The 17512-nt window shown below is 71.5% G+C and carries 17 protein-coding genes and 1 tRNA gene; 3 read left to right on the top strand and 15 right to left on the bottom strand.

What is annotated here, in order from left to right; genetic code table 11:
• Window positions 1–6: 6 nt before the first annotated feature.
• From DRV96_RS02035 to rpsB, 6 genes are all read right to left on the bottom strand, one after another.
• Window positions 7–849, bottom strand: coding sequence for a phosphatidate cytidylyltransferase (locus DRV96_RS02035; RefSeq protein WP_119287139.1), 843 nt, complete (start codon window positions 847–849; stop codon window positions 7–9).
• Window positions 849–1607, bottom strand: a complete 759-nt coding sequence (uppS, locus tag DRV96_RS02030) for a polyprenyl diphosphate synthase (protein ID WP_272867951.1) — start codon at window positions 1605–1607, stop codon at window positions 849–851. Before uppS ends, DRV96_RS02035 begins: the two co-directional genes overlap by 1 nt.
• A gap of 14 nt (window positions 1608–1621) precedes the next feature.
• Complete coding sequence (frr, locus tag DRV96_RS02025; protein ID WP_119287137.1) at window positions 1622–2185, bottom strand: ribosome recycling factor; 564 nt, start codon at window positions 2183–2185, stop codon at window positions 1622–1624.
• Between the two features lie 13 nt (window positions 2186–2198).
• Window positions 2199–2909, bottom strand: a complete 711-nt coding sequence (gene pyrH / locus DRV96_RS02020) for a UMP kinase (protein WP_119287135.1) — start codon at window positions 2907–2909, stop codon at window positions 2199–2201.
• 60 nt (window positions 2910–2969) lie between these two features.
• Window positions 2970–3866: a translation elongation factor Ts gene (gene tsf / locus DRV96_RS02015; RefSeq protein WP_119287133.1), complete on the bottom strand. Its 897-nt coding sequence runs from the start codon at window positions 3864–3866 to the stop codon at window positions 2970–2972.
• A gap of 97 nt (window positions 3867–3963) precedes the next feature.
• Window positions 3964–4707, bottom strand: coding sequence for a 30S ribosomal protein S2 (rpsB, locus tag DRV96_RS02010; protein WP_119287130.1), 744 nt, complete (start codon window positions 4705–4707; stop codon window positions 3964–3966).
• Between the two features lie 281 nt (window positions 4708–4988).
• Here rpsB and DRV96_RS02005 point away from each other — a divergent pair, with 281 nt between their 5' ends.
• The gene (locus DRV96_RS02005; RefSeq protein ID WP_119287128.1) at window positions 4989–6320 is read left to right on the top strand and encodes a D-amino acid dehydrogenase; all 1332 of its coding nucleotides are present in this window, start codon (window positions 4989–4991) and stop codon (window positions 6318–6320) included.
• Between the two features lie 89 nt (window positions 6321–6409).
• Complete coding sequence (locus tag DRV96_RS02000; protein WP_119287125.1) at window positions 6410–7900, top strand: NAD(P)H-hydrate dehydratase; 1491 nt, start codon at window positions 6410–6412, stop codon at window positions 7898–7900.
• 35 nt (window positions 7901–7935) lie between these two features.
• Here DRV96_RS02000 and rnr read toward each other — a convergent pair whose 3' ends face one another.
• A complete protein-coding gene (gene rnr, locus DRV96_RS01995) occupies window positions 7936–10143 on the bottom strand; it encodes a ribonuclease R (RefSeq protein WP_119287123.1) in 2208 nt (735 codons plus the stop codon).
• A 102-nt stretch (window positions 10144–10245) separates the two neighbouring features.
• Here rnr and DRV96_RS01990 point away from each other — a divergent pair.
• Window positions 10246–10330 (top strand) — tRNA-Leu (locus tag DRV96_RS01990).
• Window positions 10331–10370: 40 nt separating this feature from the next.
• Here DRV96_RS01990 and DRV96_RS01985 read toward each other — a convergent pair.
• The 8 genes from DRV96_RS01985 to hfq all read right to left on the bottom strand — a co-directional run bounded on the left by DRV96_RS01985 (window position 10371) and on the right by hfq (window position 17448).
• On the bottom strand, window positions 10371–10892 hold the full coding sequence (locus DRV96_RS01985; protein ID WP_119287121.1) for a phosphoribosyltransferase: 522 nt from the start codon (window positions 10890–10892) through the stop codon (window positions 10371–10373).
• A gap of 21 nt (window positions 10893–10913) precedes the next feature.
• Window positions 10914–12257, bottom strand: a complete 1344-nt coding sequence (locus tag DRV96_RS01980) for an adenylosuccinate synthase (protein WP_119287119.1) — start codon at window positions 12255–12257, stop codon at window positions 10914–10916.
• Between the two features lie 37 nt (window positions 12258–12294).
• On the bottom strand, window positions 12295–13458 hold the full coding sequence (locus DRV96_RS01975) for an ATP phosphoribosyltransferase regulatory subunit (RefSeq protein WP_119287116.1): 1164 nt from the start codon (window positions 13456–13458) through the stop codon (window positions 12295–12297).
• An 81-nt stretch (window positions 13459–13539) separates the two neighbouring features.
• A complete protein-coding gene (locus DRV96_RS01970; protein WP_119287114.1) occupies window positions 13540–13728 on the bottom strand; it encodes a DUF2065 domain-containing protein in 189 nt (62 codons plus the stop codon).
• Window positions 13729–13736: 8 nt separating this feature from the next.
• Window positions 13737–14615, bottom strand: a complete 879-nt coding sequence (hflC, locus tag DRV96_RS01965) for a protease modulator HflC (RefSeq protein WP_119287112.1) — start codon at window positions 14613–14615, stop codon at window positions 13737–13739.
• 19 nt (window positions 14616–14634) lie between these two features.
• A complete protein-coding gene (hflK, locus tag DRV96_RS01960) occupies window positions 14635–15954 on the bottom strand; it encodes an FtsH protease activity modulator HflK (protein ID WP_119287450.1) in 1320 nt (439 codons plus the stop codon).
• A gap of 2 nt (window positions 15955–15956) precedes the next feature.
• A complete protein-coding gene (gene hflX / locus DRV96_RS01955; protein ID WP_235823245.1) occupies window positions 15957–17168 on the bottom strand; it encodes a GTPase HflX in 1212 nt (403 codons plus the stop codon).
• 37 nt (window positions 17169–17205) lie between these two features.
• Window positions 17206–17448, bottom strand: a complete 243-nt coding sequence (gene hfq, locus DRV96_RS01950; RefSeq protein WP_119287110.1) for an RNA chaperone Hfq — start codon at window positions 17446–17448, stop codon at window positions 17206–17208.
• Window positions 17449–17512 lie beyond the last annotated feature (64 nt).

The following is a 17512-nucleotide window of genomic DNA, read 5'->3' as shown; positions in this document are numbered from 1 at the left end:
GGCGCCTCACGCGCGCACCAGCCCCAGCCCGGCGAGGGCGATCGGGAACACCGGCAGCAGCGCGTCGACGCGGTCGAGGACGCCGCCGTGTCCGGGCAGCAGCCCGCTGCTGTCCTTCGCACCGGCAGCGCGCTTGACGAGCGATTCGACCAGGTCGCCGACGACGCTCATCGCCGTGAGCACGACGCTGCCGACGACGACGGCGGCGACGCCACCGGCATCCTGCAGCCGCGTGTACAGGCTGGGCGCGAGCTGCAGGTGGCGATCCAGCCACAGCCAGCCGAACGCCAGCAGCAGCACGCCGGCGACCCCGCTGTAGACGCCTTCCCAGCTCTTGCCGGGGCTGATCGTCGGTGCCAGCTTGCGGCGACCGAACGCACGTCCGCCGAAATAGGCCGCGACGTCGGCGACCCACACCAGGCACAGCACCGACAGCACGAAGTTGAGCCCCACGGCGCGAGACTGCGCCAGCGCGAGCCATGCGAGCCACAGGGCGGACAAGCCCAACGCCCACCGCAGCCCGCGCGGCAGGTGCGGCCAGCCGGTGGGTCCGGCGCGCAGCGCGAACGTGCCCCCGACGATCCACAGCAGCGCGCCGAGCAGCCACAGCGCGGTTGGCGCCCGCTCGATCCAGCCGAGCGACGCTGCCGCACCGCAGGCGGCCGCCACCGCCACGCCGCTGGCCAGCGCCAGGGCGCCGCCGACGCCGTTCAGGCGCGCCCACTCCCAGCCGGCCGCAGCGATCAGCAGCAGCGTCAGCGCCGCGAACGGCAGCGGATCGTCGGCCAGCAGGGCCGGCACGAGCAGCGCGAGCAGCACCACCGCGGTGACGATGCGCTGCTTGAGCATCAGGCGTTGGCGACCAGCTCGGAAGGCTCGGGTTGGACCATGCCGAAGCGCCGCTCACGCCGGGCGTACTCGCGCAGCGCCGCGTCGAGATCGTCGGCGTCGAACTCGGGCCACAGCCGCTCGCTGAAGTACAGCTCGGCATAGGCCGCCTGCCACAGCAGGAAGTTGCTCAGCCTCATCTCGCCGCCGGTGCGGATGAACAGGTCGGGGTCGGGCGCGTGGCTGAGCGCCATGTGGCGCGCGATCGTCGCCTCGTCGATGTGCGCGGGGTCGATGCCGGCGGCCGCGATGCGGCGGCAGGCCTGCACGACGTCCCAGCGCCCGCCGTAGTTGAACGCCACCGTCAGCGTGATGCGCCGGTTGTGCGCGGTCTGCGCCTCGGCGCGGTCGATCGCCTCGCGCACCTTGTCCGACACGTTGCCGCGGTCGCCGACGACGCGCACGCGAACCCCCTCGCGCCCCAGGTCGGCGAGATGGTTCTGCACCGTGAACAGCACCAGGTTCATCAGCCCGGCGACCTCCTCGTCGGGACGCTTCCAGTTCTCCGACGAGAAGGCGAACACGGTCAGGAACTCGATGCCGCGCTCGGCCGCCGCACGCACGACGCGCACCATCGTGTCGACGCCGGCCTTGTGGCCGAAGACGCGCGGCAGGTGACGGCGGCGCGCGTAGCGTCCGTTGCCGTCCATCACGATCGCCACGTGCCGCGGCACGCGCGCCAGCGCGGCGTTGGCGGGAGCAGTGCTGAGATCGGTCACGAGGGCAGCGCGTCTCAGACCGCCATGATCTCGGCTTCCTTGCCGGCGATCAGCTTGTCGATCTCGGCGACCATGCGATCGGTCAGCCGCTGCATCTCGTCGAGCAGGCGGCGCTCCTCGTCCTCGCTGATCGCCTTGTCCTTCAGCAGCTTCTTGGCGTGCTCGTTGGCATCGCGGCGCAGGTTGCGCACCGCCACCTTCGCCTCCTCGCCGGCGTGACGCGCGACCTTGGTGAGTTCGCGGCGGCGCTCCTCCGTCAGCGGGGGCATCGGCACGCGCAGCAGGTCGCCCTGCGACGACGGATTCAGCCCGAGGTCGCTCTCGCGGATCGCCTTCTCGATCTTCGCGCCCATGCCCTTCTCCCAGGGCTGCACGCTGATCGTGCGGGCGTCGAGCAGGCTGACGTTGGCGACCTGGCTGATCGGCACCATCGAGCCGTAGTACTCGACGTGCACCTGGTCGAGCAGTCCCGGGTGGGCGCGACCGGTGCGGATCTTCTGCAGCTCGGCGCGCAGTGCGTCGAGCGACTTGGCCATCTTCTGCTCGGCCGTCTTGCGGATTTCGGCGGGGGTGGTCATCGAAGCACTCTCGTCACACGTGCACCAGCGTGCCCTCGTCCTCGCCGAGCACGACGCGCCTGAGCGCGCCCGGCTTGAAGATCGAGAACACCTTGATCGGCAGTTTCTGGTCGCGGCACAGCGCGAAGGCCGTGGCATCCATCACTTGCAGGTTGCGCACGATCGCCTCGTCGAAGGTGATGCGCGCGTAGCGCGTCGCGGCTGGGTCCTTGGCCGGGTCGGCGGTGTAGACGCCGTCGACCTTCGTCGCCTTGAGCACGATTTCGGCGCCGATCTCGGCACCACGCAGCGCCGCAGCGGTGTCGGTCGTGAAGAAGGGGTTGCCGGTGCCGGCGGCGAAGACGACGACCTTGCCCTCCTCGAGGTACTGCAGCGCCTTCGGCCGCACGTAGGGCTCGACGACCTGTTCGATCGCGATCGCGCTCATCACGCGCGCCGTCATGCCCTCCTGGCGCATCGTGTCGGCGAGCGCCAGCGAGTTCATGACGGTGGCGAGCATGCCCATGTAGTCGGCGGTCGCGCGATCCATGCCGACCGAGCCGCCGGCCACGCCGCGGAAGATGTTGCCGCCGCCGATCACGACGGCGACCTCGCAGCCCAGCCGCGTGACGTCCTGCACCTCGCGCACGATGCGCACGATCGTCGCGCGGTTGATGCCATAGGCATCGTCGCCCATCAGGGCCTCGCCCGACAACTTCAGCAGGATGCGCTTGTACGCCGCCATCGACCGGGTTCCCTGAGTCACGCCGCCCGCAAGTGTAGGGCGGCGCGCCTCACCGCTGGCTTACTGGCCCTTGGCCGCAGCGACCTGCGCCGCGACTTCGGCCGCGAAATCGTCGGTCCTCTTCTCGATGCCCTCGCCGACGACGTACAGCGTGAAGCCCTTGACCGTCGTCTTCTTGTCCTTGAGCATCTGCCCGACGGTCTGCTTGCCGTCGGCGGCCTTGACGAAGACCTGGTCGAGCAGCGAGACCTCCTTCAGGAACTTCTGCACCGCGCCTTCGACCATCTTCGCGACGATCTCGGCGGGCTTGCCCGACTCGGCGGCCTTCTCGGTGGCGATGCGGCGTTCCCTGTCGACGAGGTCGGCCGGCACGTCGGCCGCCGACAGCGCCGCCGGCTTCATCGCCGCGACGTGCATCGCGACGTCCTTAGCCGCGACGTCGTCACCGTCGAACTCGACGATCACGCCGATGCGCGTACCGTGCAGGTAGTGCGCGAGCTTGCCGCCACCGGCGTAGCGCTTGAAGCGCCGGATCGTCATGTTCTCGCCGATCTTGCCGATCAGGCCCCTGCGCACGTCTTCGACCGTCGGGCCGAAGCCGTCCTGCGCGAGCGGCAGCGCCGCGAGCGCAGCCACGTCGGCCGGTGCGTGCTGCGCGACGAGATCGGCGCAGGCCTTCGCGAACGCGAGGAACGACTCGTTCTTCGAGACGAAGTCGGTCTCACAGTTGACCTCGACCAGTGCGCCGGTCGTGCCGGCCACCGACGCGGCGACGACGCCCTCGGCGGTGACGCGCGAGGCGGCCTTGCCGGCCTTGTTGCCGAGCTTGACGCGCAGGATCTCCTCGGCGCGGGCCATGTCGCCGTCGGCCTCGGTCAGCGCCTTCTTGCACTCCATCATCGGCGCGTCGGTCTTGGCGCGCAGTTCGGCGACCATGCTTGCAGTGATTGCGGGCATTGCCAGTGACTCCCTAGTAAAAGCAGGCCGCGGGCCCGCGGGCCCGCGGCATCGGTGTACCGTGCGGCGGCACGGGGCGCGCGCGCCCCGCGCGGCGTCAGGCGTCTTCGCTGACCTCGACGAACTCGTCGCCGCCGGCGACGGCCTGCACGACCTCGGCGGTCGCCTGCGCCTTGCCCTCGAGGACGGCGTCGGCCACGGCCCGCGCGTACAGCGCGACCGCCTTGGCCGAGTCGTCGTTGCCCGGGATCACGTAGTCGATGCCCTCGGGCGAGTGGTTGGTGTCGACGACCGCCACCACCGGGATGCCGAGCTTCTTGGCCTCGGCCACCGCGATCTTGTGGTAGCCGACGTCGATGACGAACAGCGCATCGGGCAGCGCGTTCATGTCCTGGATGCCGCCGATGTCCTTGAGCAGCTTGTCGAGCTCGCGCTGGAACAGCAGGCTTTCCTTCTTCGTCATCTGCTCGGTGCCGGCCTCGGCCTGGGCCTGCATGTCCTTGAGCTTCTTCAGCGACCCCTTGACGGTCTTGAAGTTGGTCAGCATGCCGCCGAGCCAGCGCTGGTCGACGTAGGGCATCCCGCAGCGCTGCGCTTCCTGCGCGATCACGTCGCGCGCCTGGCGCTTGGTGCCCACCATCAGGATCGTGCCCCGGCGCGCGGCGAGCTGGCGCACGAACTTCAACGCTTCCTCGAACAGAGGCTGCGTCTTCTCGAGGTTGATGATGTGGATCTTGTTGCGATGGCCGTAGATGTAGGGGGCCATCTTGGGGTTCCAGAAGCGCGTCTGGTGTCCGAAATGGACACCCGCTTCCAGCATTTCACGCATGCTGACGTTCATTAGGGGCTCCGAAGGTTGGGTCTAGAATCCGACGCTGATCGCAACCTCTGGTTACCTTCGTAACGCGGGCTGCGACACCTGTCGGTCGCCGGATTCGCGAGTCGTCGCCTGCACGGCACCGACGCGGCGGCGGTCCTCGGCGGACCCCCTCACGCCACAGCACGACGCTGCGCAGACAAACTTGTGAAGTATAGCACTCCGCCTTGGCCCGCTTGCGGCCGCGCCACCCCGACCGTCCCCGCCGCCCCCCATCGGGCTTCGAGCGCGACGCGGAGACGCTGATGCGCGTGGCCGTGATCGGCGCCGGCATCGTCGGCGTCACGACGGCGTACGAGCTTGCCCGCGACGGCCACGAGGTCGCCGTGTTCGAGCGCCGCACCAGCGTCGCCAGCGAGGGCAGCTTCGCCAACGCCGGCGTCGTCGCGCCCGGCTACGTCGCGCCGTGGGCGGCGCCCGGCATGCCGGCCAAAGTCCTGCGTCACCTCTTCGGCCGCCACGCGGCGGTGCGTTTCGCTGGCTGGCCCGACGCCGCCCTCGCCCGCTGGCTGTGGCGATGGTGGCGCGAGTGCGCACCCGCGCGTTACGCGGTCAACCGCGCCCGGCTGCACCGGCTGGCCGCCTACAGCCGTGAACGACTCGACGCGCTGACCGACGAACTCGGCCTCGACTACGAGCGTGCACGCGGCTACCTCGTGCTGCTGCGCACGCCGCGCGACGTCGAGCGTGCGCAGCCCGGTCTCGCCCTGCTGCGCGAGGTCGGTGCCCGCCACGAGTGCCTCGATGCCGCCGGCTGCCGGCGCGTCGAGCCCGGCTTGAATGGCGACACGCCGCTGGCGGGCGGCATCCACCTGCCCGACGACGGCGTCGGCAACTGCCGCCAGTTCGCGCACGCGGTCAAGCAGGTCGCGCAGCGCCGTGGCGTGCAGTGGCATTTCGGCTGCGAGGTGCTGGCCGTGACGCCCGGCGCGCGCCCGCAGCTGACGCTGCGACGCGTTGCGCCGCAAGACGGCGTCGCCGCACCGCCGCATGCGCTCGACGTCGACGCCGTCGTGCTGTGCTCGGCGCTGGGCACGCTGCCGTTGCTGCGACCGCACGGCGCCCGACTGCCGATGGCGCCCGTCTACGGCTACTCGATCACGGCGCCGCTGCGCGACCTCGATGCGCAGGCGCTGGGCGCCCCGCGCGCGGCGCTGATGGACGAAACGTTCAAGGTGGCGATCAGCCGCCTCGGGCAGCGCGTGCGGGTGGCCGGCGGCGCAGAGCTCGGCGGCAGCCTCGAGCAGCTGCGCCCGCAGCCTTTCGCGACGCTGCACAAGGTGCTCGACGACTGGTTCCCCGGTGCCGCGCAGACCGCGCAGGCCCAACGCTGGAAAGGCGCACGACCGATGATGCCCGACGGTGCGCCGCTGCTCGGCGCGAGCGGCCTGCCCGGCGTGTGGCTCAACGCCGGCCACGGCTCGAGCGGCTGGGCGCTGGCGTGCGGCAGTGCGCGCGTCGTCGCCGACCTGATCGCCGGCCGCGAATGCGCGATCGACACCGACGGGCTCGGCCTGGCGCGCTACCGGGCCGCCGCGCGTGCTGCCGTCGCCGCAGCGGCCCAGCCGGCGGCTTGACCCGCCGCTGAACCGCCGGCTGCCACGCGCGCGGCGTCGGCGCGTGTCTCGCCTTGTGCGGGCGCTGCCGCTCCGGTAGCCTGCCGTCCATGCTCAGATTGATCGACGCCGATCCCGCCTCGCGGCCGCTGTTCGACACCGCCGCCACACGCCGCATCGAGCGCGCCGCCCTGGCGCGCGTGCCGCCAGGCACCCTCGTGCGCCGCGCCGGACTCGCGGTGGCCAAGCTCGCGCTGGCGCTGCAGCCGCACGCACGGCGCGTGTGGATCATGGCCGGCCCCGGCAACAACGGCGCCGACGGGCTGGAAGCCGCCGCGCGGCTGCAGGCCGCCGGGTTGCAGGCGAACGTGCACCTCGTGGCCGAGCGCGCGCGCCTCGGGCGTGACGCCGGCGAAGCCCTGGCGCGCGCGCTCGCCGCCGGCGCCGACGTCACCGACGGTGCGCCGGCCGAGCCGCCGGCGTGCGACCTCGCGATCGACGCGCTGCTGGGCCTCGGCCTGTCGCGCGCGCCCGAGGGTGCGCTCGCGCAAGCGATTGCCGCGTTCAACCGCGTCGCGGCACCGCGGCTGGCCGTCGACCTGCCCTCGGGCCTCGACGCCGACCGCGGCGTCGCGCCCGGTGCGGCCGTCGTCGCGACGGACACCGTGACGATGCTGACGCTCAAGCCGGGGCTGTTCACGGCGCACGGACGCGACTTCGCCGGTCGCGTGTGGCTCGCCGACCTCGACGAGCCCGACGTCGCCGAGCCCCCCTCCGCCTGGCTCACGGGCGACGACGGGCCCACACCACCGCGCCGCCACGCGCAGCACAAGGGCAGCTTCGGCGACGTCGTCGTCGTCGGCGGCGCACCGGGCATGGTCGGCGCCGCGTGGCTCGCGGCACGCGCCGCGCTCGCCGCTGGCGCCGGGCGGGTCTACGTCAGCCTGCTCGATGCGACGGCGCCGCACTGGCATGCGGCGCACCCCGAGCTGATGGGCCGTGAACGCGTGTGGACCGAGCACGTGCCGCTGCTGCGCACAGCCACCGTCGTCTGTGGCTGCGGCGGCGGGGATGCCGTGCGCGCCGCGCTGCCGACGCTGCTGGGCGCGGCGCCGCGGCTCGTGCTCGACGCCGACGCGCTCAACGCGATCGCCGCCGACGCGTCGCTGCGCGCGCTGCTGCGCGCGCGCAGCGACCGCGGCGCGGCCACGGTGCTGACCCCGCATCCGCTCGAAGCCGGGCGCCTGCTCGGGCGCAGCGCGGCCGACGTGCAGGCCGACCGGCTCGCCGCGGCCCAGGCGCTCGCCGACGCCGAGGGGGCCGTCGTCGTGCTCAAGGGATCGGGCACCGTGACGGCCGCGCCGGCGTGCTCGCCGTGGGTCAACCGCAGCGGCAACGCGGCGCTGGCCACCGCCGGCACCGGCGACGTGCTCGCCGGCTGGCTTGGTGGCCGCTGGGCCGCGCAGGGCGCGCACGACCTCTTGGCCCTGCAGCGACAGTGCGCCGATGTCGTCGCGCGCCACGGTCGTGCTGCCGACCGCCACGGCAGCGCGACGGTGCTGCGTGCCGGGATGCTGGTCGAGGCGATGCTCGACGCCTGAGGGCTTGCTGCCGCGGCGCGACGACGCGCGAGCGCTCAGCGGCGCTTGCGCGCCGCGGTCGACCGGCCGCCGCGACCCTTCGCGGAAGCGGCCGCAGCACCGCCAGCGCCCTTGGTTCGCGTGCGCGCGCGGGCGCTGCGCGCGCCGGCGCGCGCAGCACGGTCGCGCTCGCGCACCTCGTGCAGCGCCTGCACGGCGCCGCGCTCGGACGCCACGCGCCCGCGCGCGAGCAAGCGCTCGTCCTCGCCTTCGCGCACGAGGCGGAAGTCGATCTTGCGCCCGTCGAGGTCGACGCGGCTGACTTGCACGCGCACCCGTGTGCCCACCCCGTAGCGGATGCCGGTGCGCTCACCGCGCAGCTCCTGGCGCGCCTCGTCGAAGCGGAAGTACTCGCCGCCGAGTTCGGTGATGTGGACCAGCCCGTCGACATACAGCGCGTCGAGCGTGACGAACAGGCCGAAGCTGGTCACCGCACTGACGGTGCCCGAGAACTCCTCGCCCAGGCGGTCGCGCATGTAGCGGCACTTGAGCCAGGCCTCGACGTCGCGCGAGGCCTCGTCGGCGCGGCGCTCGTTGGCGCTGCAGTGCACGCCGACGGCCTCCCAGCGTTCGGCCTCCTGCGTCGACGCCTTCGGCGCCTTGCCACCGCGGCGCAGCTTGGGGGCGTCTTCGACGACGCCGGTCGACAGGTGGTAGCGCTTGCCGTGCAGCAGCGCCTTGAGCACGCGGTGGATCAGCAGATCCGGGTAGCGCCGGATCGGGCTCGTGAAGTGCGTGTAGGCCTCGTACGCCAACCCGAAGTGGCTGCCCTTGATGCCGCTGTAGATCGCCTGCTGCATCGAGCGCAGCAGCATCGTGTGGATCTGCGCGGCGTCGGGACGGTCGCGCGTGGCGGCGGCGATCGCCTGGAACTCGCCCGGCGTCGGCTCCTCGCTCAACCCCAGACCGATGCCCAGCGCGCGCAGGTAGTTCTGCAGCGTCGTGCGCTTCTCGGGCGTCGGCCCCTCGTGGACGCGGTACAGCGACGGGTGCTCGGCGCGCGCGATGAAGTCGGCCGCGCACACGTTGGCGGCGAGCATCGCCTCCTCGATCAGCCGGTGCGCCTCGGTGCGCACGCGCGGCACGATCTTCTCGATGCGGCCGTTGTCGTCGCAGACGATCTGCGTCTCGGTGGTCTCGAAGTCGACCGCGCCGCGCTTGGCGCGGTGCTTGAGCAGCGCGCGGTACACCTCGTGCAGGTGCACGAGGTGCGGCACCAGCGCCTCGCGGCGCGCCGCCTCCGGGCCCTTGGTGTTGGCGAGGATCGCCGCGACCTCGGTGTAGGTCAGCCGCGCGTGCGAGCAGATCACGGCCGGGTAGAACTGGTACGCGGTGATCTCGCCGGCCGTGTCGACCAGCATGTCGCACACCATCGCCAGCCGGTCCTCGTGCGGATTGAGCGAGCACAGCCCGTTGCTGAGCTTTTCCGGCAGCATCGGGATCACGCGGCGCGGGAAGTACACCGACGTCGCGCGCTCGTAGGCGTCGCGGTCCAGCGGCTCGCCGGGCTTGACGTAGTGACTCACGTCGGCGATGGCCACGACGAGCCGCCAGCCGTTGAACGCGCTCTTGCCGCGCCCGCTCTTGTGCGGTTCGCAGTAGACCGCGTCGTCGAAGTCGCGTGCGTCCTCGCCGTCGATCGTCACCAGCGGCACGTCGGTGAGGTCGATGCGGTGGCGGCGGTCGATGGGGCGGATCTTGTCGGGCAGCGCCGCGGCCTGCGCGATCGCCTCGGGCGAGAAGCGGTGCGGCACTTCGTACTTGCGCACCGCGATCTCGATCTCCATGCCGGGGTCGTCGATGTCGCCGAGCACCTCGGTCACGCGCCCCACGGGCTGCGAGAACATCGACGGCGGCTCGGTCAGCTCGACCGCCACCACCTGCCCGGGCTGCGCGTTGGCGATCGCGTTCTTCGGGATCAGGATGTCCTGGCCGTAGCGACGATCCTCGGGCGCGACGACCCACACGCCGCCTTCGTGCAGCAGGCGCCCGATGATCGGCGCCTTGCGGCGCTCGACGATGTCGAGCACGCGCCCCTCGGGGCGGCCCTTGCGGTCGTAGCGCACGATGCGCACGCGCACGCGGTCGCGGTGCAGCACGGCGCGCATCTCCTGCGGGCTCAGGTACACGTCGGGCCCGTCGTCGCGCACGACGAAGCCGTGGCCATCACGGTGGCCCTGGACGATGCCCTCGACTTCGCTCATCAGCGCGGCACCCGGGGCCAGGGTGCTCGTGGTTGGATCTTTTTTGATGCTAAACTTTCGTTCTCTTGATGCCGCGCAGCCTCGCGCAGCGACGGCGTCGATGCCCAGGTGGCGGAATTGGTAGACGCACTAGTTTCAGGTACTAGCGCTTAACGGCGTGGAGGTTCGAGTCCTCTCCTGGGCACCACACACGACACACGAGGCCGGCTCTGCCGGCCTCTTGCATTTCAGATCTCGTACTTCTTCGCCAGGCCCTCGGGCCTGAGGTGATCGTACTCCTCGAACGGCTGGTGGATCCACGGACTCGTGGGCAGCAGCTCGACGTAGTAGTCGGGGGTGTAGCTCGACACCCCCTTGACCCAGATGACGGCCGAGCGCAGCTCGACGATGGCCGGCATGCCGCGCAGACGCTCCACGACGGCGCGCAGCGTGACGCCCGAGTCGGCGAGGTCGTCGACGAGCAGCACGCGCCCGGCCAGCTCGCCCTTGGGCAGCGTGATGTACTTCGCCATGTCGAGCCGCCCCTGGATCGTGCCGCCTTCGGCGCGGTACGAACTCGTCGACATGATCGCCAGCGGCTTGTCGAACACGCGCGACAGCACGTCACCGGGGCGCATGCCCCCGCGCGCGAGGCACAGGATCTGGTCGAACTCCCAGCCCGACGCATGCACCTTGAGCGCCAGGCGCTCGATCAGCATGTGGTACTCGTCCCACGAGACGTAGAGGTGCTTGCCGTCGTCGGTCAACATCTGGGGATCTCCTGCGCTTGTTCAAGCCTGATACGGGTGGCGCAGCACGATCGTGTGCTCGCGGTCGGGCCCGGTCGAGACCATGTCGACGGGCGCGCCGATGAATTCCTGCACGCGCTCGAGGTAGCGGCGCGCGTTGACCGGCAGCCGCTCCCACTGCGTGATCCCTGCGGTCGACTCGCTCCAGCCCGGCAGCGTTTCGTACACCGGCCGGCACGCCGCGATGTCGTCGGCGTCGAGCGGCAGGATGTCGATGCGGCGGCCGTGCAGCTCGTAGCCGACGCCGACGCGGATCTCGGGCAGCCCGTCGAGCACGTCGAGCTTGGTGATGCACAGCCCCGAGACACCGTTGATGACGATGCTGCGCTTGAGCGCCGCCGCGTCGAGCCAGCCGCAACGGCGCGCACGACCGGTGACGGTGCCGCGCTCGGCGCCCACCGTGCTCAGGTGGTGGCCCACGCTGCCCGGCTCGTCGATCGGCAGCTCGGTCGGAAACGGCCCCGAGCCGACGCGCGTCGTGTAGGCCTTCGTGATGCCGAGCACGTAGTGCAGCATCCCCGGCCCGACGCCCGAGCCCGCCGCGGCGTTGCCGGCGACGCAGTTGCTCGACGTCACGTAGGGATAGGTGCCGTGGTCGATGTCGAGCAGCGTGCCCTGCGCGCCCTCGAACAGGATGTTGCGCCCCGCCAGGTGCGCCTGGTGGATCAGGTAGCCGACGTCGGCCATCATCGGCTTGAGCTGCTCGGCCACGCGCATCGCGTGGTCGTAGATCGGGGCGAACTCGAGCGGGCGGCTCTTCAGGTAGCCGGCAAGCGCGACGTTGTGCAGCTCGAGCAGCTCGCGCAGGCGGGCCGCGAAGCGCTCGGGGTGCTTCAGGTCCTGCACGCGCAGCGCGCGGCGCGCGACCTTGTCCTCGTAGGCCGGGCCGATCCCCTTGCCGGTGGTGCCGATCTTGCCGCTGCCGCTGGTCTCGCGCAGCGCCTCGCGCGCGCGGTCAAGCTCGACGTGGAACGGCAGGATCAGCGGGCACGACTCGCTCAGGTACAGCCGCGAGCGCACCTCGAGCCCGATGCCCTCGAGCCGCTCGATCTCGCCGAGCAGGTGCGTCGGATCGACGACGACGCCGTTGCCGATGTAGCACGCGACGCCGTCGCGCATGATGCCGCTGGGGATCAGCTGCAGCGCCGTCTTGACGCCCTTGATGACCAGCGTGTGCCCGGCGTTGTGGCCGCCCTGGAAGCGCACGACGCCGTGCGCGTGGTCGGTGAGCCAGTCGACGACCTTGCCCTTGCCCTCGTCGCCCCACTGGGTGCCCACCACCACCACGTTGCGCCCGCGCAGGGGCGCTGCTGTCTGTGACGTCATCGTTCGTCCGGAAATCGTGCCCACCGCCACCGCGCCGTCACAGCGCGCGCAGCACCCATTGCCCGCCGACCTCGACCAGTTCGCGGTCGCAGTCGAATTCGTCGACCTCGTGCTCGTGCCCGGGCAGGATGCACAGCACGGTCTCGCCGAGCGAGCGCAGCTTGCGCACCGCCTGGCGCAGTCGCTCGTCGCTGCCCCAGGGTGCGCGGATCGCCCCGCGCACGGGCGCGGGCGGTGCGAGCAGCGCGAGCGCCTTCAGGTCGAGGCTGAAGCCCACCGCCGGGCGGTTGCGCCCGAACACGGCGCCGACCTCGTCGTAGCGCCCGCCACGCACGAGTGCGTCGCTCGAACCGCTGGCGTAGACCGCGAAACGCATGCCGCTGTAGTACGCGTAGCCGCTCATGTCGCCGAGGTCGAAACCGATTCGCACCTGCGGGTGCATGCGCTGCAGCTCGGCGGCCAGGCGCTCGAGATCGTCGAGCGCCGCGTCGATCAGCGCGCGCTGCGGCAGCCGCTCACGCGCCTGCGCGAGCACCTCCGGCCCGCCGTACAGCGCCGGCAGCGCGTGCAGCGCGGCCCGTCCTTCGGCCGGCACGAGCGCGGCGAGCGCATCGAGCGCCGCCGGATCCTTGGCCGACAGCGCATCGACGATGGCCTCGAGCTGCGTCACATCGAGCGGCGCGCCGGCCAGCACGCCGCGCACGATGCGCGCGTCGCCGAGGTCGAGCACCGGCTGTTCGACGCCCGCCGCGCGCAATCCGTCGAGCGCGAGTTCGATGACCTCGAGGTCGGCCTCCAGCCCGGCGTGGCCATAAATCTCGGCGCCGAACTGCAGCGGCTCGCGCGTCGCGTGCATGCCCGCCGGCCGCGTGTGCAGCACCGGCCCGCAGTAGCACAGGCGCGCGACGCCCTGGCGGTTGAGCAGGTGCGCGTCGATACGCGCGACCTGCGGCGTCGTGTCGGCCCGCACGCCCAGCGTGCGCCCGCTGAGCTGGTCGATCAGCTTGAAGGTGCGCAGGTCCAGCGCGTGGCCGGTGCCCGACAGCAGCGACTCGAGGTGCTCCAGCAGCGGGGGAATCACGAGCTCGAAGCCGTAGCCGCGCGCCAGGTCGAGCAGCGATCGGCGCAGGTCCTCGATGTGTCGCGCCTGCGCGGGCAGCACATCGGCGATGTGCTCGGGCAGCAACCAGGCAGACGTCATCGCGGGGGTGGCGTGTGAAAACGGCATTGTACGGGCCGCACTGCACGACCTCGGTGCGCGCACCGCCGCGCACGGGCGCCGTCAGTGCAGGAACAGCAGCGCGAGGACGACGCCGAGCAGCATGCTGCTCAGCCCGAGGAAGCGGATCTGGCCGTCGGTCATGCGCACCGCGCGCTCGAACACCTGCCGCCAAAGCACCGGGCTGATGAACGGCAGCAGGCCCTCGAACACCAGCATCAGCGCGAACGCGCCGAGCAGGACATCGCCCACGGCGCGCGTCAGCGCCCGGCGGGCGCCGCACCGCGCATCGCGCGGAAGAAGTCGCTGCCCGGGTCGACGACCATCAGGTCGTTCTTGCTCTGGAAGCTCGCGCGGTAGGCTTCGAGGCTGCGGTAGAACTGCGCGAACTGCGGGTCGCGTCCGAACGCCTCGGCGTACAGCGCGGACGCGCGCGCGTCGCCCTCGCCCTTGATCTTCTGCGCGTCGCGGAACGCCTCGGCGAGGATCACCTCGCGCTGGCGGTCGGCGTCGGCGCGGATCTTCTCGCCCTCGGCGGCACCGGTCGAGCGCAGCTCGTTGGCCACGCGCTTGCGCTCCGACTCCATGCGGCGGTAGACGGCGTCGGTGATGTCGGCGACGAAGTCGACACGCTTGACGCGCACGTCGACGATCTCGATGCCGAAGTTCTGCGACACCTCGGTGAGGCGGTCGCGCACGCCTTGCATCACGCGCTCGCGGTCGGTCGCGAGCACGCCGGTGACGGTCTGGCGCGTGATCTCCTCGTTGAAGGCGGCCTGCACCACCGGCGTCAGGCGCACGTCGAGGTTGCGCATGTCGGTGCCGCTGTTGCGGATGAACTGGCGCGGGTCGCTGATGCGCCACTTGACCATCCAGTCGACGAGCACGCTCTTCTTCTCGGCGGTGAAGATCGGCCGCGGGTCGGTGTTGTCCAGCGTCTGGATGCGCTTGTCGAGGAAGACGACGTTCTGGAACGGCGGCGGCAGCTTCCAGTTCAGCCCGGGCTCGGTGATGACGGTCTTGATCTCGCCCAGCGCATAGACGGCGGCGATCTGGCGCTGGTCGACGACGAACAGCGTCGACGACAGCACCATCAGCAGCACGAGCAGTGCGGCGGCGATGGCTCCGATTCGGTTCATGTCGCGGGTCCTCGTGTCGTCAGCGGATGTCGCGCTCGCGGCCGCGGCCGTCGCGCGCGCGGGCGTCCTGCGTGACGGCGGCGGCCGCGGCCGGCGCCGTGGGCACGTCGGTGCGCGGTGCCGCGGCGGGCGCAGGGCCCGACGCCGACTGCCGCATCAGCTGGTCGAGCGGCAGGTACAGCAGGTTGGAGCCGGTGCGGCTGTCGACCAGCACCTTGGTGACGTTGGAGTACACCGACTGCATCGTCTCCAGGTACAGGCGGTCGCGCGTGACGGCCGGCGCGCGCTGGTACTCGGCGAGCACCGAGCGGAAGCGCTGCGCATCGCCCTCGGCGGTGGCGATCACGCGCGCCTTGTACGCCTCGGCCTCCTCGCGCAGGCGTGCGGCGGTACCCTGCGCCTTCGGGATCACATCGCTCGCGTAGGCCTCGCCTTCGTTGCGGAAGCGGTCGCGGTCGGCGCCGGCGCGCACGGCGTCGTTGAACGCCGCCTGCACCTGCTCGGGCACCTGCACGTTCTGGATGTTGACGTTGGTGATCACGATGCCGGCCTTCAGGCGGTCGAGCTGGCCCTGGATCGAGCGCACGAGGTCGGCAGCGATCGCGTCGCGGGCGGCATACAGCACCGAGTCGACCTGGCTGCGCCCGACGATCTCGCGCACCGCCGACTCGGCAGCGAGCACGACGGCCTCGTCGGGGTTGCGGTTCTCGAACAGGTACGCGCGCGAGTCGCTCAGGCGGTACTGCACCGTGAAGCGGATGTCGACGATGTTCTCGTCCTGCGTCAGCATCGACGAATCGCGCAGCCCGGTGGCCTGCAGCACCGTGTTGCGGCCGATGTCGACCGAGCGCAGCTGCGTGAACGGCACCGTCTCGTGCGCCTGGAACGGGTACGGCAGCCGCCACTGGATGCCGGCGTCGACGGTCGTGGTGTAACGCCCGAACGTCGTGACGACGGCCTGCTGGCCTTCCTGCACGATGTAGACGCCGCTGCCGAGCCAGATCAGCGCGACGACGCCGACGATCAGACCGACGCCGATGCCCGCGCTCTTCATGTCGGGCGGCTGGAAGCCGGGGCCACCGCCCTGCCCGCCGCCGTCACCGCCGCCGAAGCCCTCGCGGCGCGGCCCCTTCTTGCCGCCGAACAGGTTCGACAGCTTGCCGTTGAAGTCTTTCCACAGCTCGTCGAGGTCGGGTGGGCCGTCGTTGCGCCCGCTGTTGAGCACCAGCGTGTCTTGGCGGCGGCCGCGCAGCACCGCGCGGGCGAGCGCGCGCGCGGCGGCCGCGACGGCGCGCAGGCGAAGGGCGAGCGGCTCGCGGTCGAAGGCAGAGGAATGCATGGTCATGCTTGCATCGGGGAAGGCGAAACCGGGACCGCGCGCACCGCGTCGACAGGCGCGGACGACGACGCGGCCGCGAGGCGCGCCATCAGTCGGCGCAGCTCGGGCAGCCCGGTGCCGTCGAGGGCGCTGACGAACACGCGCGGCGTGCGCTGCCCGCCTGCGCGCTCGACGCTGTCGACGAGCTCGCGCGGCCGGCGCGACGGCTCGAGCCGGTCGACCTTGTTGAACACCAGCACCTGCGGGATGTCGTGCGCGCCGATCTCGGCCAGCACGCGCTCGACCTCGGCGATCTGCTCATCGCGCGTCGGGCTGGCGGCATCGACGACGTGCAGCAGCAAGTCGGCGTCGACCGCCTCCTGCAGCGTGGCCTGGAACGCCTCGACGAGCTTGTGCGGCAGGTCGCGGATGAAGCCCACGGTGTCCGACAGCGACACCGAGCGGCCCGGCTCGTCGTCGTCCGGCGGCAGGTACAGCGAGCGCACCGTCGGGTCGAGCGTCGCGAACAGCTGGTCGGCGGCGTAGGTGCGCGCCTTCACGAGCGCATTGAACAGCGTCGACTTGCCCGCGTTGGTGTAGCCCACCAGCGCGATGCGGAACGTGCCGCTGCGCTCGCGCGCGCGGCGCTGCGTCTGGCGCTGGCGCTTGACGCGGTCCAGCCGCGTCTTCACGCTGCGGATGCGCTCGCTGATCATGCGGCGGTCGAGCTCGATCTGCGTCTCGCCCGGGCCGCCGCGCGTGCCGATGCCGCCGCGCTGGCGCTCCAGGTGGCTCCAGCGGCGCACGAGCCGCGTCGACAGGTACTGCAGCCGCGCGAGCTCGACCTGCAGCTTGCCCTCGTGACTCTTCGCGCGCTCGGCGAAGATCTCGAGGATCAGCGCCGTGCGGTCCGACACCGGCACGCCGAGGTGCCGCTCGAGGTTGCGCTGCTGCACCGGCGACAGCGCCTGGTCGAAGATCACGCCCTGCGCGCCGTGCTGCTGCACCAGCGCCTTGATCTCGTCGGCCTTGCCGCTGCCGACGAACAGCGCCGCGTCGGGCGCCTTGCGCCGCGCGAACACGCGCGCAACGACTTCGTCGCCGGCCGATTCGGCGAGCTGGGCGAGTTCGTCGAGCGTCGGGTCGAACGACGAGCCGGGGCCGAGGTCGACGCCGACCAGCACCACGCGGGCGGCACCCGGCGCCGGTGCGGTCGACAGTTCTGCGGGGGTCAAGGTGTGCGTGCGGCGCAAAGCGGGCGGCAAAGGCCGGTCAGGACGCCTCGCCGGCGTCCTGGGCGTGGAAATTCACGGCGCGGCCGGGCACCACGGTGGAGATCGCGTGCTTGTAGACCATCTGCGTGACGGTGTTGCGCAGCAGGACCACGTACTGGTCGAACGACTCGATGTGGCCCTGCAGCTTGATGCCGTTGACGAGGTAGATCGACACCGGCACGTGTTCCTTGCGCAGGAGGTTCAGGAACGGGTCTTGTAGTAGCTGCCCTTTGTTGCTCACGATATTCTCCGTGTTGGATGCCGAGGATCGCGGCACGTTAACACAGCGCCGCCGCGGCCGAGAC

The sequence above is a fragment of the Azohydromonas sediminis genome, assembly GCF_003574675.1.
In the GTDB taxonomy this organism is placed as follows: domain Bacteria; phylum Pseudomonadota; class Gammaproteobacteria; order Burkholderiales; family Burkholderiaceae_C; genus Calidifontimicrobium; species Calidifontimicrobium sediminis.
Note: the sequence above shows the minus strand (reverse complement) of the source record. Positions and strands in the feature narration are given on the sequence as shown.